This is a genomic window from Mycobacterium sp., from assembly GCF_049280035.1.
Lineage (GTDB): Bacteria > Actinomycetota > Actinomycetes > Mycobacteriales > Mycobacteriaceae > Mycobacterium.
Genome location: NZ_JBAPPI010000008.1, coordinates 1 through 15,446 on the forward strand (window position 1 = coordinate 1; position 15,446 = coordinate 15,446).

Annotated in this window: 11 protein-coding genes; 9 read left to right on the forward strand and 2 right to left on the reverse strand. The window is 66.3% G+C overall.

Features of this window, described 5'->3' with window-relative positions:
* Positions 1–488: 488 nt before the first annotated feature.
* Positions 489–1,238: an SDR family NAD(P)-dependent oxidoreductase gene (locus WAN71_RS00250; RefSeq protein ID WP_422223409.1), complete on the forward strand. Its 750-nt coding sequence runs from the start codon at positions 489–491 to the stop codon at positions 1,236–1,238.
* Between the two features lie 50 nt (positions 1,239–1,288).
* Positions 1,289–1,672: a PPOX class F420-dependent oxidoreductase gene (locus tag WAN71_RS00255; RefSeq protein WP_422223410.1), complete on the forward strand. Its 384-nt coding sequence runs from the start codon at positions 1,289–1,291 to the stop codon at positions 1,670–1,672.
* On the opposite strand, the gene WAN71_RS00260 is transcribed toward WAN71_RS00255, so the two are convergent.
* Positions 1,669–2,367: a dienelactone hydrolase family protein gene (locus WAN71_RS00260; RefSeq protein ID WP_422223411.1), complete on the reverse strand. Its 699-nt coding sequence runs from the start codon at positions 2,365–2,367 to the stop codon at positions 1,669–1,671. The genes WAN71_RS00255 and WAN71_RS00260 overlap by 4 nt on opposite strands.
* A 67-nt stretch (positions 2,368–2,434) precedes the next feature.
* On the opposite strand from WAN71_RS00260, the gene WAN71_RS00265 reads away from it, so the two are divergent.
* The 5 genes from WAN71_RS00265 to WAN71_RS00285 all read left to right on the forward strand — a co-directional run bounded on the left by WAN71_RS00265 (position 2,435) and on the right by WAN71_RS00285 (position 8,708).
* On the forward strand, positions 2,435–2,935 hold the full coding sequence (locus WAN71_RS00265) for an FxsA family protein (RefSeq protein WP_422223412.1): 501 nt from the start codon (positions 2,435–2,437) through the stop codon (positions 2,933–2,935).
* 84 nt (positions 2,936–3,019) lie between these two features.
* Positions 3,020–4,561, forward strand: a complete 1,542-nt coding sequence (locus tag WAN71_RS00270; protein WP_422223419.1) for an amidohydrolase — start codon at positions 3,020–3,022, stop codon at positions 4,559–4,561.
* Positions 4,554–6,629, forward strand: coding sequence for an apolipoprotein N-acyltransferase (lnt, locus tag WAN71_RS00275; protein WP_422223413.1), 2,076 nt, complete (start codon positions 4,554–4,556; stop codon positions 6,627–6,629). Before WAN71_RS00270 ends, lnt begins: the two co-directional genes overlap by 8 nt.
* Positions 6,626–7,414 carry a polyprenol monophosphomannose synthase gene (locus WAN71_RS00280; protein ID WP_422223414.1) on the forward strand — a complete coding sequence of 263 codons (789 nt, stop codon included), beginning with the start codon at positions 6,626–6,628 and terminating at the stop codon, positions 7,412–7,414. Before lnt ends, WAN71_RS00280 begins: the two co-directional genes overlap by 4 nt.
* An 88-nt stretch (positions 7,415–7,502) precedes the next feature.
* Positions 7,503–8,708: a hypothetical protein gene (locus WAN71_RS00285; protein ID WP_422223415.1), complete on the forward strand. Its 1,206-nt coding sequence runs from the start codon at positions 7,503–7,505 to the stop codon at positions 8,706–8,708.
* A 15-nt stretch (positions 8,709–8,723) separates the two neighbouring features.
* Here the strand turns inward: WAN71_RS00285 and WAN71_RS00290 are convergent, their stop codons facing one another.
* Positions 8,724–9,062, reverse strand: a complete 339-nt coding sequence (locus WAN71_RS00290; protein ID WP_422223416.1) for an RNA polymerase-binding protein RbpA — start codon at positions 9,060–9,062, stop codon at positions 8,724–8,726.
* 154 nt (positions 9,063–9,216) lie between these two features.
* Here WAN71_RS00290 and WAN71_RS00295 point away from each other — a divergent pair, with 154 nt between their 5' ends.
* Positions 9,217–9,555 (forward strand): hypothetical protein, encoded by a 339-nt coding sequence (locus WAN71_RS00295; RefSeq protein ID WP_422223417.1) that lies wholly within the window; start codon positions 9,217–9,219, stop codon positions 9,553–9,555.
* A gap of 249 nt (positions 9,556–9,804) precedes the next feature.
* The coding region (locus WAN71_RS00300) for an SDR family NAD(P)-dependent oxidoreductase (protein ID WP_422223418.1) at positions 9,805–15,446 on the forward strand (5,642 nt) is incomplete at its 3' end.

The following is a 15,446-nucleotide window of genomic DNA, read 5'->3' on the forward strand; positions in this document are numbered from 1 at the left end:
CTCCAGCGGTTCGCTACCCGCACCACCGCCCTCAGTCAGCACTGCCTGTGCGGTCAGCGGGTGCCCAAAAGCCCTGGCTCAGCGCACCCATGATTGCCCGAACTGCGGTCTGCAGGCCGATCGGGACATCGTCTCTGCGACGCTGGCAGCGTGCATCCAGTTCGCTAACGCTAATGGCTCGGGCACCGCCCGGGTCAACTACTTGCTTGCCCGCGCCTTGCGGGCGAGGCTGGCCTCGCAGCAAGAGGCGAGGGCCCAGTCAACCGGCACCAGCCCCTTGCGTAATTATGCCGCTGGATCGGCCAGGACGGGCAGCCACCACCGGTGGCCTCTGCTGGGCGACGCGTTCACCACTCGGCTTACCCCCGAACAGCCCGGCCAATACACCGGGCGTCGCGGAAGCAGCCGAAAAACGAAGCTATAGAAGGCTTCCGGTGAAAGCATGACCGATTGCGGGTCAACTCTTCGCGCAGGTGATAATCGCAGCCGTGGATGACACAGGGGCTACAACGGTGCTGATCCTCGGCGGCCGCAGCGAGATCGGTATCGAACTCGCACGCCGGCTGGCTCCCGGGGCGACGGTGATACTGGCGGCACGCAAAGCCGACCAACTGGCCGACCAGGTCGCGGCCGTGCTCGCCGCCGGCGCGACGGCCGTGCACACCAGGGAGTTCGATGCCGACGACCTCGGCTCGCACGGACCGCTGGTCGCCTCGACCGTCGCTGACCACGGCCCGATCGACACTGCGGTGCTGGCGTTCGGGATCCTCGGCGACCAGGCCCGCGCCGAAACAGACGCTGCGCACGCGGTCGCCGTCATACACACCGACTACGTGGCACAGGTCAGCTTGCTCACCCATTTGGCCGCGGCGATGCGGCAGGCCGGGCGGGGATCGTTGGTGGTGTTCTCGTCGGTGGCCGGCGTCCGGGTGCGTCGGGCCAACTACGTGTACGGCTCGGCCAAGGCGGGCCTGGACGGGTTCGCCAGTGGCTTGGCCGACGCGCTGCACGGCACGGGGGTGCGACTGTTGATCGCCCGCCCTGGATTCGTCATCGGACGCATGACCCAAGGCATGACGCCCGCTCCGCTCCCCAGCACGCCGGAGCAGGTGGCCGCCGCCACCGCACGAGCGTTGGCCAAAGGACGGCGCACGGTCTGGATTCCGTGGGTACTGCGGCCCATGTTCTTCGCGATGCGGCTGCTACCGCAATTCATTTGGCGGCGGCTGCCGCGATGATGGAAAACAGCATCACATCAGGCGACCTCGAAGGCCTTTAGACTGACGCGGTGCCCCCGAGCTTCGCAGACGTCACCAAGGCGCAGTACGTACTGCTGACCACCTTCACCAAAGACGGCCGGCCCAAGCCGACTCCGGTTTGGGCCGCCTCCGACGGCGACCGCCTGCTGGTCATCAGCGAGGAGAAGGCGTGGAAGGTCAAGCGGATCCGCAATACTCCGCGGGTCACGCTGGCGGTATGCGATATCCGTGGCCGCCCGAAAAGTGAACCCGTCGAGGCGACCGCGACCATCCTCGACAAATCACACACCGGTGCCGTTTACGACGCGATCGCCCGGGAGTACGGGCTGATCGGTTGGGTGTTCAACTTTTTCAGCAAGCTGCGCGGCGGCATGCACAACAACGTTGGCCTCGAGTTGCGCGCCGCAGGCTAGCCGCTTCGCAGGTGTTCGCCGAAGAAGGCGAAGACCCGCGCCCACGCATCCTCGGTGGCGGCCTCGTTGTAGCCGAATCCGGCAATGCGGAGCAGCGGCTGGGCGGGCAGCTTGTCGGCAAAGCTGTGCCCAGCGCCCGGATAGACCTTGATGTCGTTGGCGATGCCTTTTTGATCGAGCACCCGTTGCAGCTTTTTGGGCGCCCCGATGCCCATCGGATCACGAGCACCGAAGCTGGCCACAACCGGACATGCCCCGTCCAGGGTCTCACTGAGCTCGCGCGGCAGCGGGGTTCCGTAGAACGGTGCCGATGCTCCAAAACCCTTGGGCGACATGATTAATGCGAATCCGCCACCCATGCAGAACCCCGCGATGCCGACCCGGCCGGTGCATTCCGGCAGCGATAGCAGGTGGTCGCGGGCCGCAAGCACGTCATCAAGCGCACGTCCTCGTTTGGTGAGCAGTTCCCGCATGACCCTGGTGACGCATCGCGCCCAACCGCCCCGCGCGAACATGTTCGGGGTCAACGCAACATATCCCGCCGCGGCGATATGACTGTTGATCGACTGCTTGTTCGGTCCGTAACCCATGGCGTCGTGAATCACCACCACGCCCGGCCAGGGTCCTTGGCCGTCCGGAATATCGAGCAGCGCATCGATGGGGCCGGCCGGGGTATCGATCTCGATAGTCGTCACGTCAGCCATCTAACCGTGCGGCGGCGACCGGCGGAACTCCAGCGGCCGCCCGCGACGTTGCCATCTCATGGTGTCGCGACTGTTTCTGGTCTACGTCGTCGTCGAGCTCGCGGTAGTCGTAACGCTCGCGTCGACGATCGGGCTGGGCTGGACTCTCTTGCTGTTGCTGGGCGCGTTTGCCGCTGGAACGGCGTTGGCGGGTTCGCAACTCAAGCGCCAGCTCACGCGGTTGCGATCCGGGCTGACCACGCAACAGTCGCGGGTGGCCAGCGATGGCGCACTGGTCGCGCTTGGCACGGTGCTCGTGGTGGTTCCAGGCTTGGTCAGCACCGCTGCGGGGCTGCTGCTCCTGTTACCGCCGACCCGGGCCGCCGCCCGCCCGGTGCTGACCGCGATGGCCGTGCGCGGCATCGGCCGGCGTGCGCCGCTGATCACCGTCACCACCGTCGGCGCAGACCGATACGCGTCCGCACCCCGACCCCGGCCGGATTACATCGACGGCGAGGTCTTAGACGTAACCGATGTCACCGAGGTCGACCCGACGGCGTTACCGGGCGACCCCAAGTAGACGCTATAAAGCGTGACTAACGTCCCCACCACGCTGTTGGTCAACGGCCGGGTGCACAGCCCAACCCATCCCGATGCGACCGCGATGGCAGTCCGCAACGGAATGGTGGCGTGGCTGGGTAGCGACGACGTTGGCCACGGCCAGTTCCCCGATGCCGAGGTGGTCGATCTCGACGGCGGGTTCGTCGCGCCGGGCTTCGTCGACAGCCACATCCATCTCACCGCCACCGGTCTGTCGCTGACCGGGCTCGATTTGCGGGCTTCGACGTCGCCTCGGCATTGCCTGCAGCTGATCGCCGACTACGCAGCCGCTCATCCCGGCCAGGCCGTCTGGGGTCATGGTTGGGATGAAACCTCGTGGCCGGAGAATGCCGCGCCGAGCACCGCGGAGCTGGACGCGGTGCTGGGTGGCCGGCCCGCCTACCTGGCCCGGGTCGACGTGCACTCCGCGCTGGCCTCGACCGGTCTGCGCAAGCGGGTAGCAGGACTGCCGTCGGCGACCGGATTTGCCGAACAGCGGCCCTTGGTCGGTGACGCCCATCACCTGGTCCGCGCCGCCGCCCGGGACCTGTTGACGGATTCTCAGCGCACCGAAGCCCGGGTGGCCGCGCTAGACGCCGCCGCCGCCAACGGGATCGTCGCGGTACACGAATGCGCCGGCCCCGAGATTGGCGGGCTGGACGACTGGCGGGAACTGTGTGCCGCCAACCATGGCGTCCAGGTGACCGGCTATTGGGGTGCAGCGGTGACCAGCCCAGCGCAGGCGCTTGCGCTCGTCAAGGACACCGGTGCGGCCGGGTTGGCCGGTGACCTGTTCGTCGACGGCGCCCTGGGCTCGCGCACCGCCTGGCTGCATGAGCCCTACGCCGATGCCTCGGACCGAGTCGGGACCTGCTACCTGGACCCCGAGGTCATCACCACCCACGTGCGGGCGTGTACCGAGGCCGGCGTGACGGCGGGTTTCCACGTCATCGGTGACGCCGCGGTCTCAGCGGTCATCGCCGCTTTCGAGCGTGTGGTCGCAGACCTCGGCGTGGCCGCGGTGGCCCGCTGCGGCCACCGCTTGGAGCACCTGGAGATGGTCACCGCAGATCAGGCAACCAAGCTGGGCGCGTGGGGCGTCATGGCCAGCATGCAACCCAATTTCGACACACTGTGGGGCGGCCGTGACGGCATGTATGCCTGCCGTCTTGGTGTCCACCGAGCGGCGGCTCTCAACCCGTTTGCGCTGTTAGCATCCCAAGGCGTGGCCCTCGCGTTCGGATCCGACGCCCCGGTAACCGGCCTCGACCCCTGGGCGACGGTTCGCGCAGCTTCCCACCATCACACGCCAGGCAGCTCGGTCTCCATCCGGGCGGCATTTGCCGCGGCCACCCGCGGCGGCTGGCGAGCCGGCGGCGTCCGCGACGGGCTGATGGGCACGTTGGTTCCCGGGGCGCCCGCGTCATACGCCGTCTGGGATATCGGCGACCTCAGAGAGCTCGAAGCCAGCGCGCCAAGTGACGCCGTCCAGCGGTGGTCGACCGATCCGCGCTCGCGGGTGCCCGCATTGCCGCGGCTGGGCCCTACCGATCCGTTGCCCCGCTGTCGGCGCACCGTGCACAGGGGTGCGGTCATATATGGCTAAGGGCATCAGGCGGTTTGACCGCTGGATGCGGCCCGGGGAGGACACCGAGGTCATTCCGGTGGTCGCAGACCACCACACCGGCGTTATCCCCGTTCAACACGACGACGCCGACGATGACGGTGTCGACCTCGAGGCCGACCTCGATTCGGAGGAAGCCGAGGCCGATGTCGAGCCGAGCTCCGACGATGATCGGCCGTCGAGCTTCGGCAACCGAATCTTTCAGCTAGCGACCTATCTAGGTCAGCGACTGATCCAGCTCGGCGGTGTGCTGCTGGTATGGCTGGGCAACGAACTGCGAACGCGGTTACCGCAATTCGGTCAAGCCCTGCGGCCGCGCTTGATACGCCTTAGCGCCGCAATCCTTGCCGGTTTGTTGCTCTGCTCGAGCTATCCCGGGTTGAACTGGTGGTGGGCCGCTGTCATCGCGTTTGCCGTGCTGGCCTGGGTGCTGACTCGCCCGGCCACCACACCGCTGGGCGGATTCGGTTACGGCTTCCTGTTCGGCCTGGCGTTCTACCTGCCGTTAATCCACTGGGTCAGTATCCTCGTCGGCGCCATACCCTTGCTGGCGCTAGTGCTGGTGTGCGCGCTGTTTCCCGGGATTTTCGGTCTGCTGGCCGTTGTGGTGCGCCAGCTTCCCGGCTGGCCGATCTGGTTCGCGGTGTTGTGGGCAGCACAGGAGTGGTTGAAGTCGACGGTCCCGTTCGGGGGATTCCCGTGGGGCGTGGTGGGCGCTGGCCAGACCGATGGCCCATTTCTGCCGTTGGTCCGGCTGGGCGGCGTTCCACTGCTGTCGTTGGCGATCGTGCTGGTCGGTTGCAGCGCAGCTGCGATCGCACTGGAGATTGTGTCGTGGCTGCTGGCCTCCCGAGTGCAGGCCGCCGAGTCGCCGCCGGCGGTGGTGCTGCCGGCGATCTGCATCTGCCTGGCGTTTTTCGCTGCCGCGGCCATTTGGCCGCAGGTCCGCCATTCCGGCACCGGATCGGGAAACGAACCCGTCGTCACCGCAGCCGTGGTCCAGGGCAACGTGCCGCGGCTCGGGCTGGAGTTCAACGCGCAGCGTCTTGCGGTGCTGGGCAACGATGTCCAGCAGACCCGCCATCTCGCCGACGACGTCCACGCCGGGCGCGCGCCCCAGCCTGACTTTGTGGTCTGGCCCGAGGACGCGTCCGAAGTCGATCCGCTGCGCAATCCCGATGCGGCGCAGCAGATCTCGGTGGCCGTCGAGGCGATCGGCGCGCCGGTCCTGGTGGGCACGGTGCTTGACGTCGCGGGCCGGCCGCCGGAGTCCCCGGCGCAAACGAACACGGTGATCGTGTGGAATCCGAAGACGGGACCCGGTGACCGGCACGACAAGCGGATCGTGCAGCCGTTCGGGGAATATCTGCCCTGGCGCGGCTTCTTCCGGCATCTGTCCGGGCTCGCCGACTTGGCCGGCTACATCGTCCCGGGCGCCGGCACCGGTGTGGTGCATGCCGGAGGTGTTCCGGTGGGCGTTGCAACGTGCTGGGAAGTGATTTTCGACCGCGCGCTGCGCGACTCGGTTCGCAACGGCGCCGAGGTGCTCGCGGTGCCCGCCAACAACGCCAACTTCAACCAGACCATGAGCGAGCAGCAGCTGGCATTCTCGAAGGTTCGCGCCCTGGAGCTCGACCGCTACGCCGTGGTTGCCAGCAACGTGGGGATCTCCGCACTCGTCACACCCGACGGCCGCGAGCTCGGCCGGACGAGGTTCTTCGAGCCCGCCTACCTGGACAACCAGGTGCGTCGCAAGACAACTTTGACGCCGGCCGCGAAGTGGGGCCCGATCGTGCAGGGAAGCCTGGTCGTGGTAGCTGTCGCGGTCCTGCTGGCAGCAATGCTGCACAATGGATGGTTCACGGATATCAACCGTCGTCTGTCGGAGCTGGCGAAAAATGTCCGCCGACCTCGCCAGAAATACGACGACGACCTGCTCGGCGACGACGAAGTGGCCGACGATGAGCTCGTCGAGGACGCCGCGCTCGAAGAGGGCGGCCGACACTCGGCCCACATACCTGACCAGCGGCCAGAAAAAGGAGACATATGACCACCGGCGACCCGGTGTCGCGGGTTGCGGGCGATCGCCCCACCCAGCGCACCCTGGTGATCATCCCCACCTACAACGAGCGGGAGAACCTCCCGCTGATCCTGCGGCGACTACACCAGGCTCGTCCCGACGTGCACGTGCTGGTTGTGGACGACAGCAGCCCGGACGGCACCGGCCAGCTCGCCGACGAGCTGGCGTCAGCCGCCCCGGACCGGATCCAGGTGATGCACCGCACCGCCAAAGATGGTCTGGGGGCGGCATACCTGGCTGGATTCGCCTGGGGGCTCAGCCGGCAATACACCACGCTCGTCGAAATGGACGCCGACGGCAGTCACGCGCCCGAACAGCTCTATCGGCTGCTGGAGGCGGTCGACGCTGGAGCCGACCTGGCGATCGGTTCGCGCTACGTCGATGGCGGAAATGTGCAGAACTGGCCGTGGCGTCGCTGGGCGCTGTCCTGGACCGCCAACACCTATGCGCGGTTGGCCCTGGGCATCGGCATACACGACATCACCGCCGGTTACCGCGCCTATCGTCGGGACGTTCTGCAGAAGATCGACCTCGATCACGTCGACTCGAAGGGCTATTGCTTCCAGATCGACTTGACCTGGCGCACGATCACCAACGGGTTCACCGTCGTCGAGGTACCGATCACCTTCACCGAGCGCGAACTTGGCGTGTCCAAGATGAGCGGATCAAACATCCGCGAAGCGCTGGTTAAGGTCGCCCAGTGGGGGATCGACGGCAGGCGGAACCGCAGTCGCGGGGTCCCCGTTAACAACTGAGCGAACCCTGAGATCAAGCTGATACGATCCCGTAGCCTCCGTTGGCGATTCGGTTCGCCGGGGGGCCAACGCCCACGGGAGGGAAGTCATGCTCCGCATCGTCACATCCGTCACTCTTGCCTCTGGGGGGGTCGCGGCGGCGGCGTCCTTCGCGATCGGCGTCGCCACAGCGGATCCCGACGCCACTACCATTTCGGTGCCCGATCCGTTTGGTGTCACATTCGTGGGTGCCCCGGATATCACTTACCAGACCGGCGACGCGTCTGAAAATATCGCCTACGGCCACCAGACGTTGAACTTCGATTCGGCTACCTTCGGGCCGTCCGTAGAACAGTTTTTCGCCAACAACGTGACCGTGGATGGCCAGCCGCTCAATCTGAGCACCAATCCGCTTACCGATAACGGTGTGCAAACCGACATCATCGACAAGCTGCAGTCCAACGGACACGCTGAACAACAGATTTTGCTTCCGAGCATCCCGGGCACCAACATCGAAAGCGGCGTGATCGGCATTCATAGTTTGGGCGACGGCTACGCCTATGAATACATCGATTTGGTCGGACCCGGTACCACCAGTCTAAATAGCAATGGCGTCGACAATGCCGTCGGTGCCTGGTTGGTAACGCCGACCGGCACCTACGACGTGTCGCAGTGGGAAGACGGCGGCGACTACGGCGGTCAGGCCTACCTGGAAAGCCAACTGTTCGATCTTTCCAACCCGGTGCCCGATCCGTTTGGTGCCACATTCGTGGGTAACCCGGATATCACGTATCAAACCGGCGACGTGTTCGCTAATACCGCCTACGGCAGCCAGACGATCGACTTCCAATCCAGCGGCTTGGCGCCGTTCGTAGACAATTTTTTCACCAGCAATGTGACGGTGAATGGCCAGCCGCTCAACCTGACCACCAATCCGCTTACCGATCCCGATGTGCACGCCAACGTTATCGACAAGTTGCAGTACAACGGACTATTCGACGGACTAGCTGAACAACAGATTTTGCTTCCGAGCATTGCCGGCACCAACATCGAACACGGCGTGATCGACATTGAGAACCTTGGCAACGGCTACAGCTATGACTACATCGACCTGGTCGGACCTGGCACAACCAGTCTGGGCAGCAATGGAGTCGACAATGCCGTCGGCGCCTGGTTGGTTACGCCGACGGCCACCTATGACGTGACGCCGTGGACGGCCCTGGAAGCCCAACTGTTCGATCCCTCCGCCTTCGACCCCAGTGCCTACTTCCCGGATGCCGCCATCGCGCCGGCACCGTTCGACTTCTTGTTTTAACCCTCGATCAACCGGTCAGCTGCCGCGACGGCGCGTCCTGATCAGTTCCAGACGCTCCTTGAGCAGTTCCTCGAGCTCGTCGACCGTGCGGCGCTCGAGCAGCATGTCCCAGTGCGTGCGGGGCGGCTTGACCTTTTTCGGCTCGGGCAGGTCACCGTCGATCAGGGTGCCCTCCATGCCGTTGCGGCACGGCCAGGTGCCGGGGATCTCGGCGTCGTCGGCGAACGGCACGTCGAACTCCTCGCCGTTCTCGGTGCGGTACCGCGCAATCTGGCGCGGCGCCAGGTCGTGATTGCGGTCGGTCTCGTAACTTACGGCTCCAAGGCGACTGCCTCTCAGGACACGATCAGCCATTGGTACCCACTCCTCTTAATCTCTTCTCAGCAGCTTGCGTTCTAACAACGCCGCTGCGCTCGGCGTAGTTCCCGGGCGGATCGTCGCACGGCTGCCACGACTCGACCATCCATGATACCGGGATCCCGGTGTTACCCCGACTAAAGTCGGCCCCGTGAGCCGTCGCGTCCGCCCGCAGCCGTGCCGTTGGTGTGGACGCGATGTCGCCGACAGTGGGTTGGGCCGTCGCCGCCAGTACTGCCGGCAATCGTGTCGGCAGCGTGCCTACGAGCAGCGAGCCTCGATCAACGGCGCGAAAGGCCCGTCGCTGCCTGCCGATGCGGTGGTGCTGTCCGCTGATGAGGCCGCTGACCTGTCCGACCGCGTCTACCAGGTGCGGTGCGCGGCAGAAGACGTTGCCACGGCACTTGACGAAGGAGCCGAGGCAACCGAACTACGCGAACTGTGCGAGGCGCTGATGCAAGCCGCCCAGGCCGCCGACGGCTGGCGCTGACCGGTCAGACCACAGAAAGCCGTGCCGCCACGCGCTTAGCCCTGGCTAACTGCTGACGGGTACAGTCTCGCCATGGATCGCTGGGCAACGCCGGAATTGGCTGCGGACCCAGGCCAGCAATCGGGTGAGCAAGTCGGTGCACGGCGCCACTTCTCCGGGTACGAAGTCGGAAGCGTTTGACCCGGCTGCAGCGCTGAGCGCCGCATTCGGAGATCCAGCGACGACCGACGTTAGGCGAGGGGTAGCGACATGGTTGACCAACTTCAGCATGCGACCGAAGCGCTGCGGAAAGCGCTGGTCCAGGTCGAGCGCCTCAAGCGCAAGAACCGTGCACTGGTGGAGCGGTCCAGCGAACCGATCGCGATCGTCGGGATGGCGTGCCGTTTCCCCGGTGGGGTGGATTCCCCAGACGGCCTGTGGGACATGGTGGCCCAGGGCCGCGACGTCATGTCGGAGTTCCCGACCGACCGGGGCTGGGATCTGGCCGGCTTATTCGATGCCGATCCCGACGCCCCGCACAAGTCGTATGCGCGTGCCGGGGGGTTCGTCGACGACGTCGCGGGGTTCGACGCAGCATTCTTCGGCGTCTCACCAACCGAGGCGCTGGCGACGGATCCGCAGCACCGGATGCTGTTGGAGTTGTCCTGGGAGGCGTTGGAGCGGGCCGGAGTTGACCCGACCACGTTGCGGGGCAGCGCCACCGGCGTATTCGCCGGCATCATCGTTCAGGGCTACGGCATGCTCGCCGAAGAGATCGAGGGCTACCGGCTGACCGGCATGACGTCCAGCGTCGCGACCGGCCGGGTGGCGTATGTGCTGGGGCTGGAGGGCCCCGCAGTATCGGTGGATACCGCGTGCTCGTCGTCACTGGTGGCCCTGCATATGGCGGTGCAGTCGTTGCGATCAGGCGAGTGCGACCTGGCGCTGGCCGGCGGTGCGACCGTCAACGCCACCCCAACCGTGTTCGTCGAATTCAGCCGGCACCGCGGCTTGTCGCCGGACGGCCGATGCAAGCCCTTCTCGCAAGCCGCCGACGGTGTCGGCTGGTCCGAGGGCGGCGGGATGTTGGTGGTGGAGCGGCTCTCGGATGCCCAGCGGTTGAGTCATCCGGTGTTGGCGGTGGTGCGCGGTTCGGCGGTCAATCAGGATGGCGCCTCTAACGGGTTAACCGCCCCCAATGGACCCTCCCAGCAGCGGGTGGTGCGGACGGCGCTGGCCAATGCGGGGCTCAGTGCCACCGAGGTGGATGTGGTGGAGGGTCACGGCACGGGCACCACATTGGGTGATCCGATCGAGGCCCAGGCTTTGTTGGCGACGTATGGGCAAGATAGGGCCGAGCCCGGAAAACAGCCCCTGTGGTTGGGGTCGATCAAGTCGAATATGGGTCACACACAGGCTGCGGCGGGGGTGGCCGGGGTGATCAAGATGGTGCAGGCGATGCGCCACGAGACGCTGCCGGCGACGTTGCATGTCGATCAACCCAGCCCGCACGTGGATTGGTCGGCGGGGTCGGTGGAGCTGTTGACCGAGGCGCACCCGTGGCCGGCCGAGGGTCGGCTGCGTCGCGCCGGGGTGTCGTCGTTTGGCATCAGTGGCACCAATGCGCACGTGATCATCGAGGCAGCCCCGGCGGTGAACGAGGCTGCCGAGCGGGGGGCCGCGCCGCCCGTCGTCCCGTGGGTGATCTCGGCCAAGAGTGCGGTGGCGGTTTCGGCGCAGGCGGCGCGACTGGGCGAGTTCATCAGCGCCCGTGAGCAATTGGATGCCGCTAACGTGGGCTGGTCGTTGGCGGGTCGGTCGAAATTCGAGCATCGGGCGGTGGTGCTCGGCGCTGACCGCCAGGAGTTGCTGAGCGGTTTGGCGGAGTTGACGGACGGACTGCCGGGCCTCTCGGTGGTCCAGGGGCATGCCACACCGGCGGGCAAAACCGTGTTCGTCTTCCCCGGCCAAGGCTCCCAATGGCTCGGCATGGGCATCGAATTGCTCCACACTGCACCGGTTTTCGCTGAGAAAGTCAATGCATGCGCAGAGGCATTCGCCGAATTCGTCGACTGGTCACTGGTCGACGTGCTCCGCGGGGTGCCGGGCGCGCCGGGTCTGGACCGCGTCGACGTGGTCCAGCCGGTGCTGTTCGCGGTGATGGTCTCGCTCGCCGAATTATGGCGCTCGGTGGGCGTACGGCCGGACGCCGTGATCGGCCATTCCCAAGGCGAAATCGCCGCCGCCTACGTCGCGGGCGCGCTGTCGCTGCGCGACGCCGCGCGCGTCGTGACGCTGCGCAGCAAACTGTTGCTGGCGCTGGCCGGCCGGGGCGGCATGGTTTCCCTGGCTTGCAGTGCCCAGGATGCACGAGAGTTGTTGGCTCCCTTCGATGATCGCATCAGCATCGCCGCGATCAATGGACGATCCGCCGTGGTGGTCTGCGGTGAAGTCGCCGCACTGGACGAGCTGGTCCAACAGTGTGCTGAGCGTGAGCTCCGTGCCCGTCGGATCGACGTCGACTACGCCTCACACTCCGTTGACGTCGAATGCATCCGGGAGCAGTTGGCCGACGTCCTTTCCGGCCTCGAGCCGCGTTCCTCGCGCACCGCATTCTTTTCCACGTTGACCGGCGGTCTGCTGGACACCGCCGGCTTGGACCCCGACTACTGGTATCGCAACATTCGGCAGACCGTGCAGTTCGATCAGGCCGTGCGCGGTGCATGCCAGCAGGGCTACCGGACTTTCATCGAATGCAGTCCGCATCCAGCGCTGATCGCCGGCATCGAGGACACCTTCAACGACTGCACTGACAGCAACGCCGAACCGATCGTCATCCCCACCCTCGGCCGCGATGAGGGTGGCATCCGCCGGTTCCTCACCTCGGTCGCGCAGGCCTTCGTGGCGGGTGTGGGCGTGGATTGGCGTTCGGTGTTGCCCGAGGCTGAGTTTGTCGAGTTGCCGACGTATGCCTTTGAGCGACGGCATTTTTGGCTTTCCGGAGATGGCGCTGCTCTGGACGCCGCGGGTCTGGGGCTGGGCGCCAGTGAGCATGCGCTGCTGGGTGCGGTGGTGGAGTTGCCGGACTCGGGCGGAGTGGTGCTCACCGGCCGACTCTCGGCAGCGTCGCAGGGATGGTTGGCCGATCACGCCGTTGGTGGCGTGGTGGTGTTCCCGGGTGCGGGGTTTGTCGAGTTGGCGATCCGCGCCGGCGACGAAGTCGGCTGCAGGTGCGTCGACGAGCTGACGTTGCAGTCGCCGTTGATGCTGGCGACATCGGGTTCGGTCGCCGTGCAGGTGGTGGTGGGGCCGGCCGAAGAGTCCGGCCAGCGCAGCGTATCCATATTCTCCCGGGCCGATGCTAATTCCGATTCGGGATGGATTTGCCACGCCAGTGGGCAGCTGGGTTCGGAATCGCTTGAGCCGGGCGCGGATTTGTCGGTATGGCCGCCCGTCGGCGCGACTCCGGTCGATGTATCCGATGGTTACCAGCGGCTGGCGGCGCGCGGGTACGAATATGGCTCGGCGTTCCAAGGATTGACCGCACTATGGCGTTGTGGCGACGAGCTGTTCGCCGAGGTCACCCTGCCGGAGGCGGCCGGGGGCGTAGGCGGATACGGCGTGCATCCGGCGTTATTGGACGCGGCGCTGCACGCGGCGGTGATGGCCCACGACGGCGATGGCTTGGCCGAACTGGCGCTCCCGTTCTCCTGGCAGGGCGTGTCGTTGCACGCGGCGGGGGCGTCGGCGGTGCGGGCGCGGATAGCGCGATCGGGTCCGTCGGCGGTGTCGGTGGAGTTGGCTGACGGGTTGGGGTTGCCGGTGTTGTCGGTGGCTTCGATGGTGGCGCGTCCGGTGACGCAGCAACAGTTGATGGCGGCGGTGTCCGGCTCGGGTGGGGATCGGCTGTTTGAGCTGGTGTGGTCGCCCGCGTCGCCCGCGTCGCACGCCGAGACGCCGTCGTACGAAGTCTTCCAGGACGCATCGGCCGCCGAGGATCCGGTCGTCGACACCTACGAGCGCACGCATAAGGCGCTAGCTGCCGTGCAGTCGTGGTTGACCGAGCGTGACTCGGGCGTGTTAGTGGTGGCCACCCGCGGCGCGATGGCGCTACCGGGGGAGGACGTCACCGATCTCGCCGGTGCTGCGGTGTGGGGGTTGGTGCGTTCGGCCCAGACCGAGCATCCGGGCCGGATCGTGTTGGTGGATTGCAATGCGCCCGTTGATGATACGACGCTCGCCTCCGCTCTGGCCGTCGGTGAGCCGCAGGTGCTGGTGCGGGGCGGAACGGTTTACACGGCGCGGGTGCACGCCAGCCGGGCCGTTGACGGGGTGTTGGTGCCGCCGGGCGACGGGCCATGGCGGCTGGGTCTCTCCAGTGCGGGCACCTTCGAGAATCTCCAATTGGAGCCGGTGCCCAACGCCGATGCGCCGTTGGAGCCCGGCCAGGTCCGCGTCGCCATACGCGCCATCGCCACCAACTTCCGCGACATCATGATCATTCTGGGCATGTTCACCCACGACGCGCTGCTCGGCGGTGAAGGCGCCGGCGTCGTCGTCGAAGTCGGGCCCGGGGTAACTGAATTCGCGGTCGGCGACTCGGTCTATGGGTTCTTCCCCGACGGCAGCGGCACCCTGGTAGCCGGCGACGTCCGGCTATTGCTTCCGATGCCTGCCGACTGGTCTTACGCCGAAGCCGCTGCCATATCAGCCGTTTTCACGACCGCGTGGATGGCATTCGTACAACTGGCGGACGTCAAGCCGGGGCAGCGCGTGTTGGTGCACGCTGCGGCCGGTGGGGTGGGGATGGCTGCGGTGCAGTTGGCTCGGCATTTGGGGTTGGAGGTGTTTGCCACCGCGAGCCGGGGTAAGTGGGATACGTTGCGGGCGATGGGCTTTGATGAGGACCATATTGCCGATTCGCGTAGTCTGGAGTTTGAGGACAAGTTCCGCGCGGTTACCAGTGGTCGCGGCATGGATGTGGTGTTGGACTCGCTGGCTGGCGATTTCGTCGACGCCTCGCTGCGTCTGGTCGCCCCCGGCGGGGTGTTCCTCGAGATGGGCAAAACCGACATCCGCGACCCCGGCGTCGTCGCACAGGAACACAGCGGGGTGCGCTACCGCGCCTTCGACCTCTTCGAGCCTGGCCGTCCCCGCATGCATCAATACATGCTCGAACTCGCGGAACTGTTCGACGCAGGAATACTGCGGCCGTTGCCGGTCACGACCTTTGATGTACGTCGGGCGCCGGCGGCGTTGCGGTATCTCAGTCAGGCGCGTCATGTCGGCAAGGTTGTGTTGGCGATGCCCGACGCCTGGGCGGCGGGCACGGTGCTGATCACCGGCGGCACCGGGATGGCCGGTTCGGCGTTGGCTCGTCATCTGGTGACCAATCACGGCGTGCGCAATCTGGTGTTGACGAGCCGGCGTGGTCCCGATGCTGCAGGCGTCGCTGACCTGGCGAGCGAACTGCGCGAGGCCGGTGCCGAGGTCTCGGTGGTGGCGGGTGATGCCGCCGACCGGCAGGCGTTGGCCAAAGTTATCTCGGATACTCCGGTCCAGCATCCGCTTTCGGCGGTGATTCACGCCGCCGGTGTCCTTGACGACGCAGTGGTGACGTCGTTGACGCCGGATCGGCTGAATGCGGTGCTGCGGGCCAAGGTAGATGCGGCGTGGAACCTGCACGAGCTGACCCGCGACGCGAATGTTTCAGCTTTCGTGCTGTTTTCGTCGATGGCCGGGTTGGTGGGGTCGTCGGGTCAGGGCAGCTATGCGGCGGCCAACTCGTTCCTGGATGGGCTGGCCGTGCATCGGCGTGCTCACGGCCTGCCGGCGATCTCGCTGGGCTGGGGCCTGTGGGACCAGGCCAGCGACATGACCGGCGGACTCGACGCTGCGGGTAAGGCCCGGCT

Coding starts and splice junctions, on each gene's coding strand:
- lnt (WP_422223413.1), top strand. CDS start 4,554: ATGGCTAAGGGCATCAGGCGGTTTGACCGCTGGATGCGGCCCGGGGAG.
- WAN71_RS00270 (WP_422223419.1), top strand. CDS start 3,020: ATGGCAGTCCGCAACGGAATGGTGGCGTGGCTGGGTAGCGACGACGTT.
- WAN71_RS00285 (WP_422223415.1), top strand. CDS start 7,503: ATGCTCCGCATCGTCACATCCGTCACTCTTGCCTCTGGGGGGGTCGCG.
- WAN71_RS00265 (WP_422223412.1), top strand. CDS start 2,435: ATGGTGTCGCGACTGTTTCTGGTCTACGTCGTCGTCGAGCTCGCGGTA.
- WAN71_RS00280 (WP_422223414.1), top strand. CDS start 6,626: ATGACCACCGGCGACCCGGTGTCGCGGGTTGCGGGCGATCGCCCCACC.
- WAN71_RS00290 (WP_422223416.1), bottom strand. CDS start 9,062: ATGGCTGATCGTGTCCTGAGAGGCAGTCGCCTTGGAGCCGTAAGTTAC.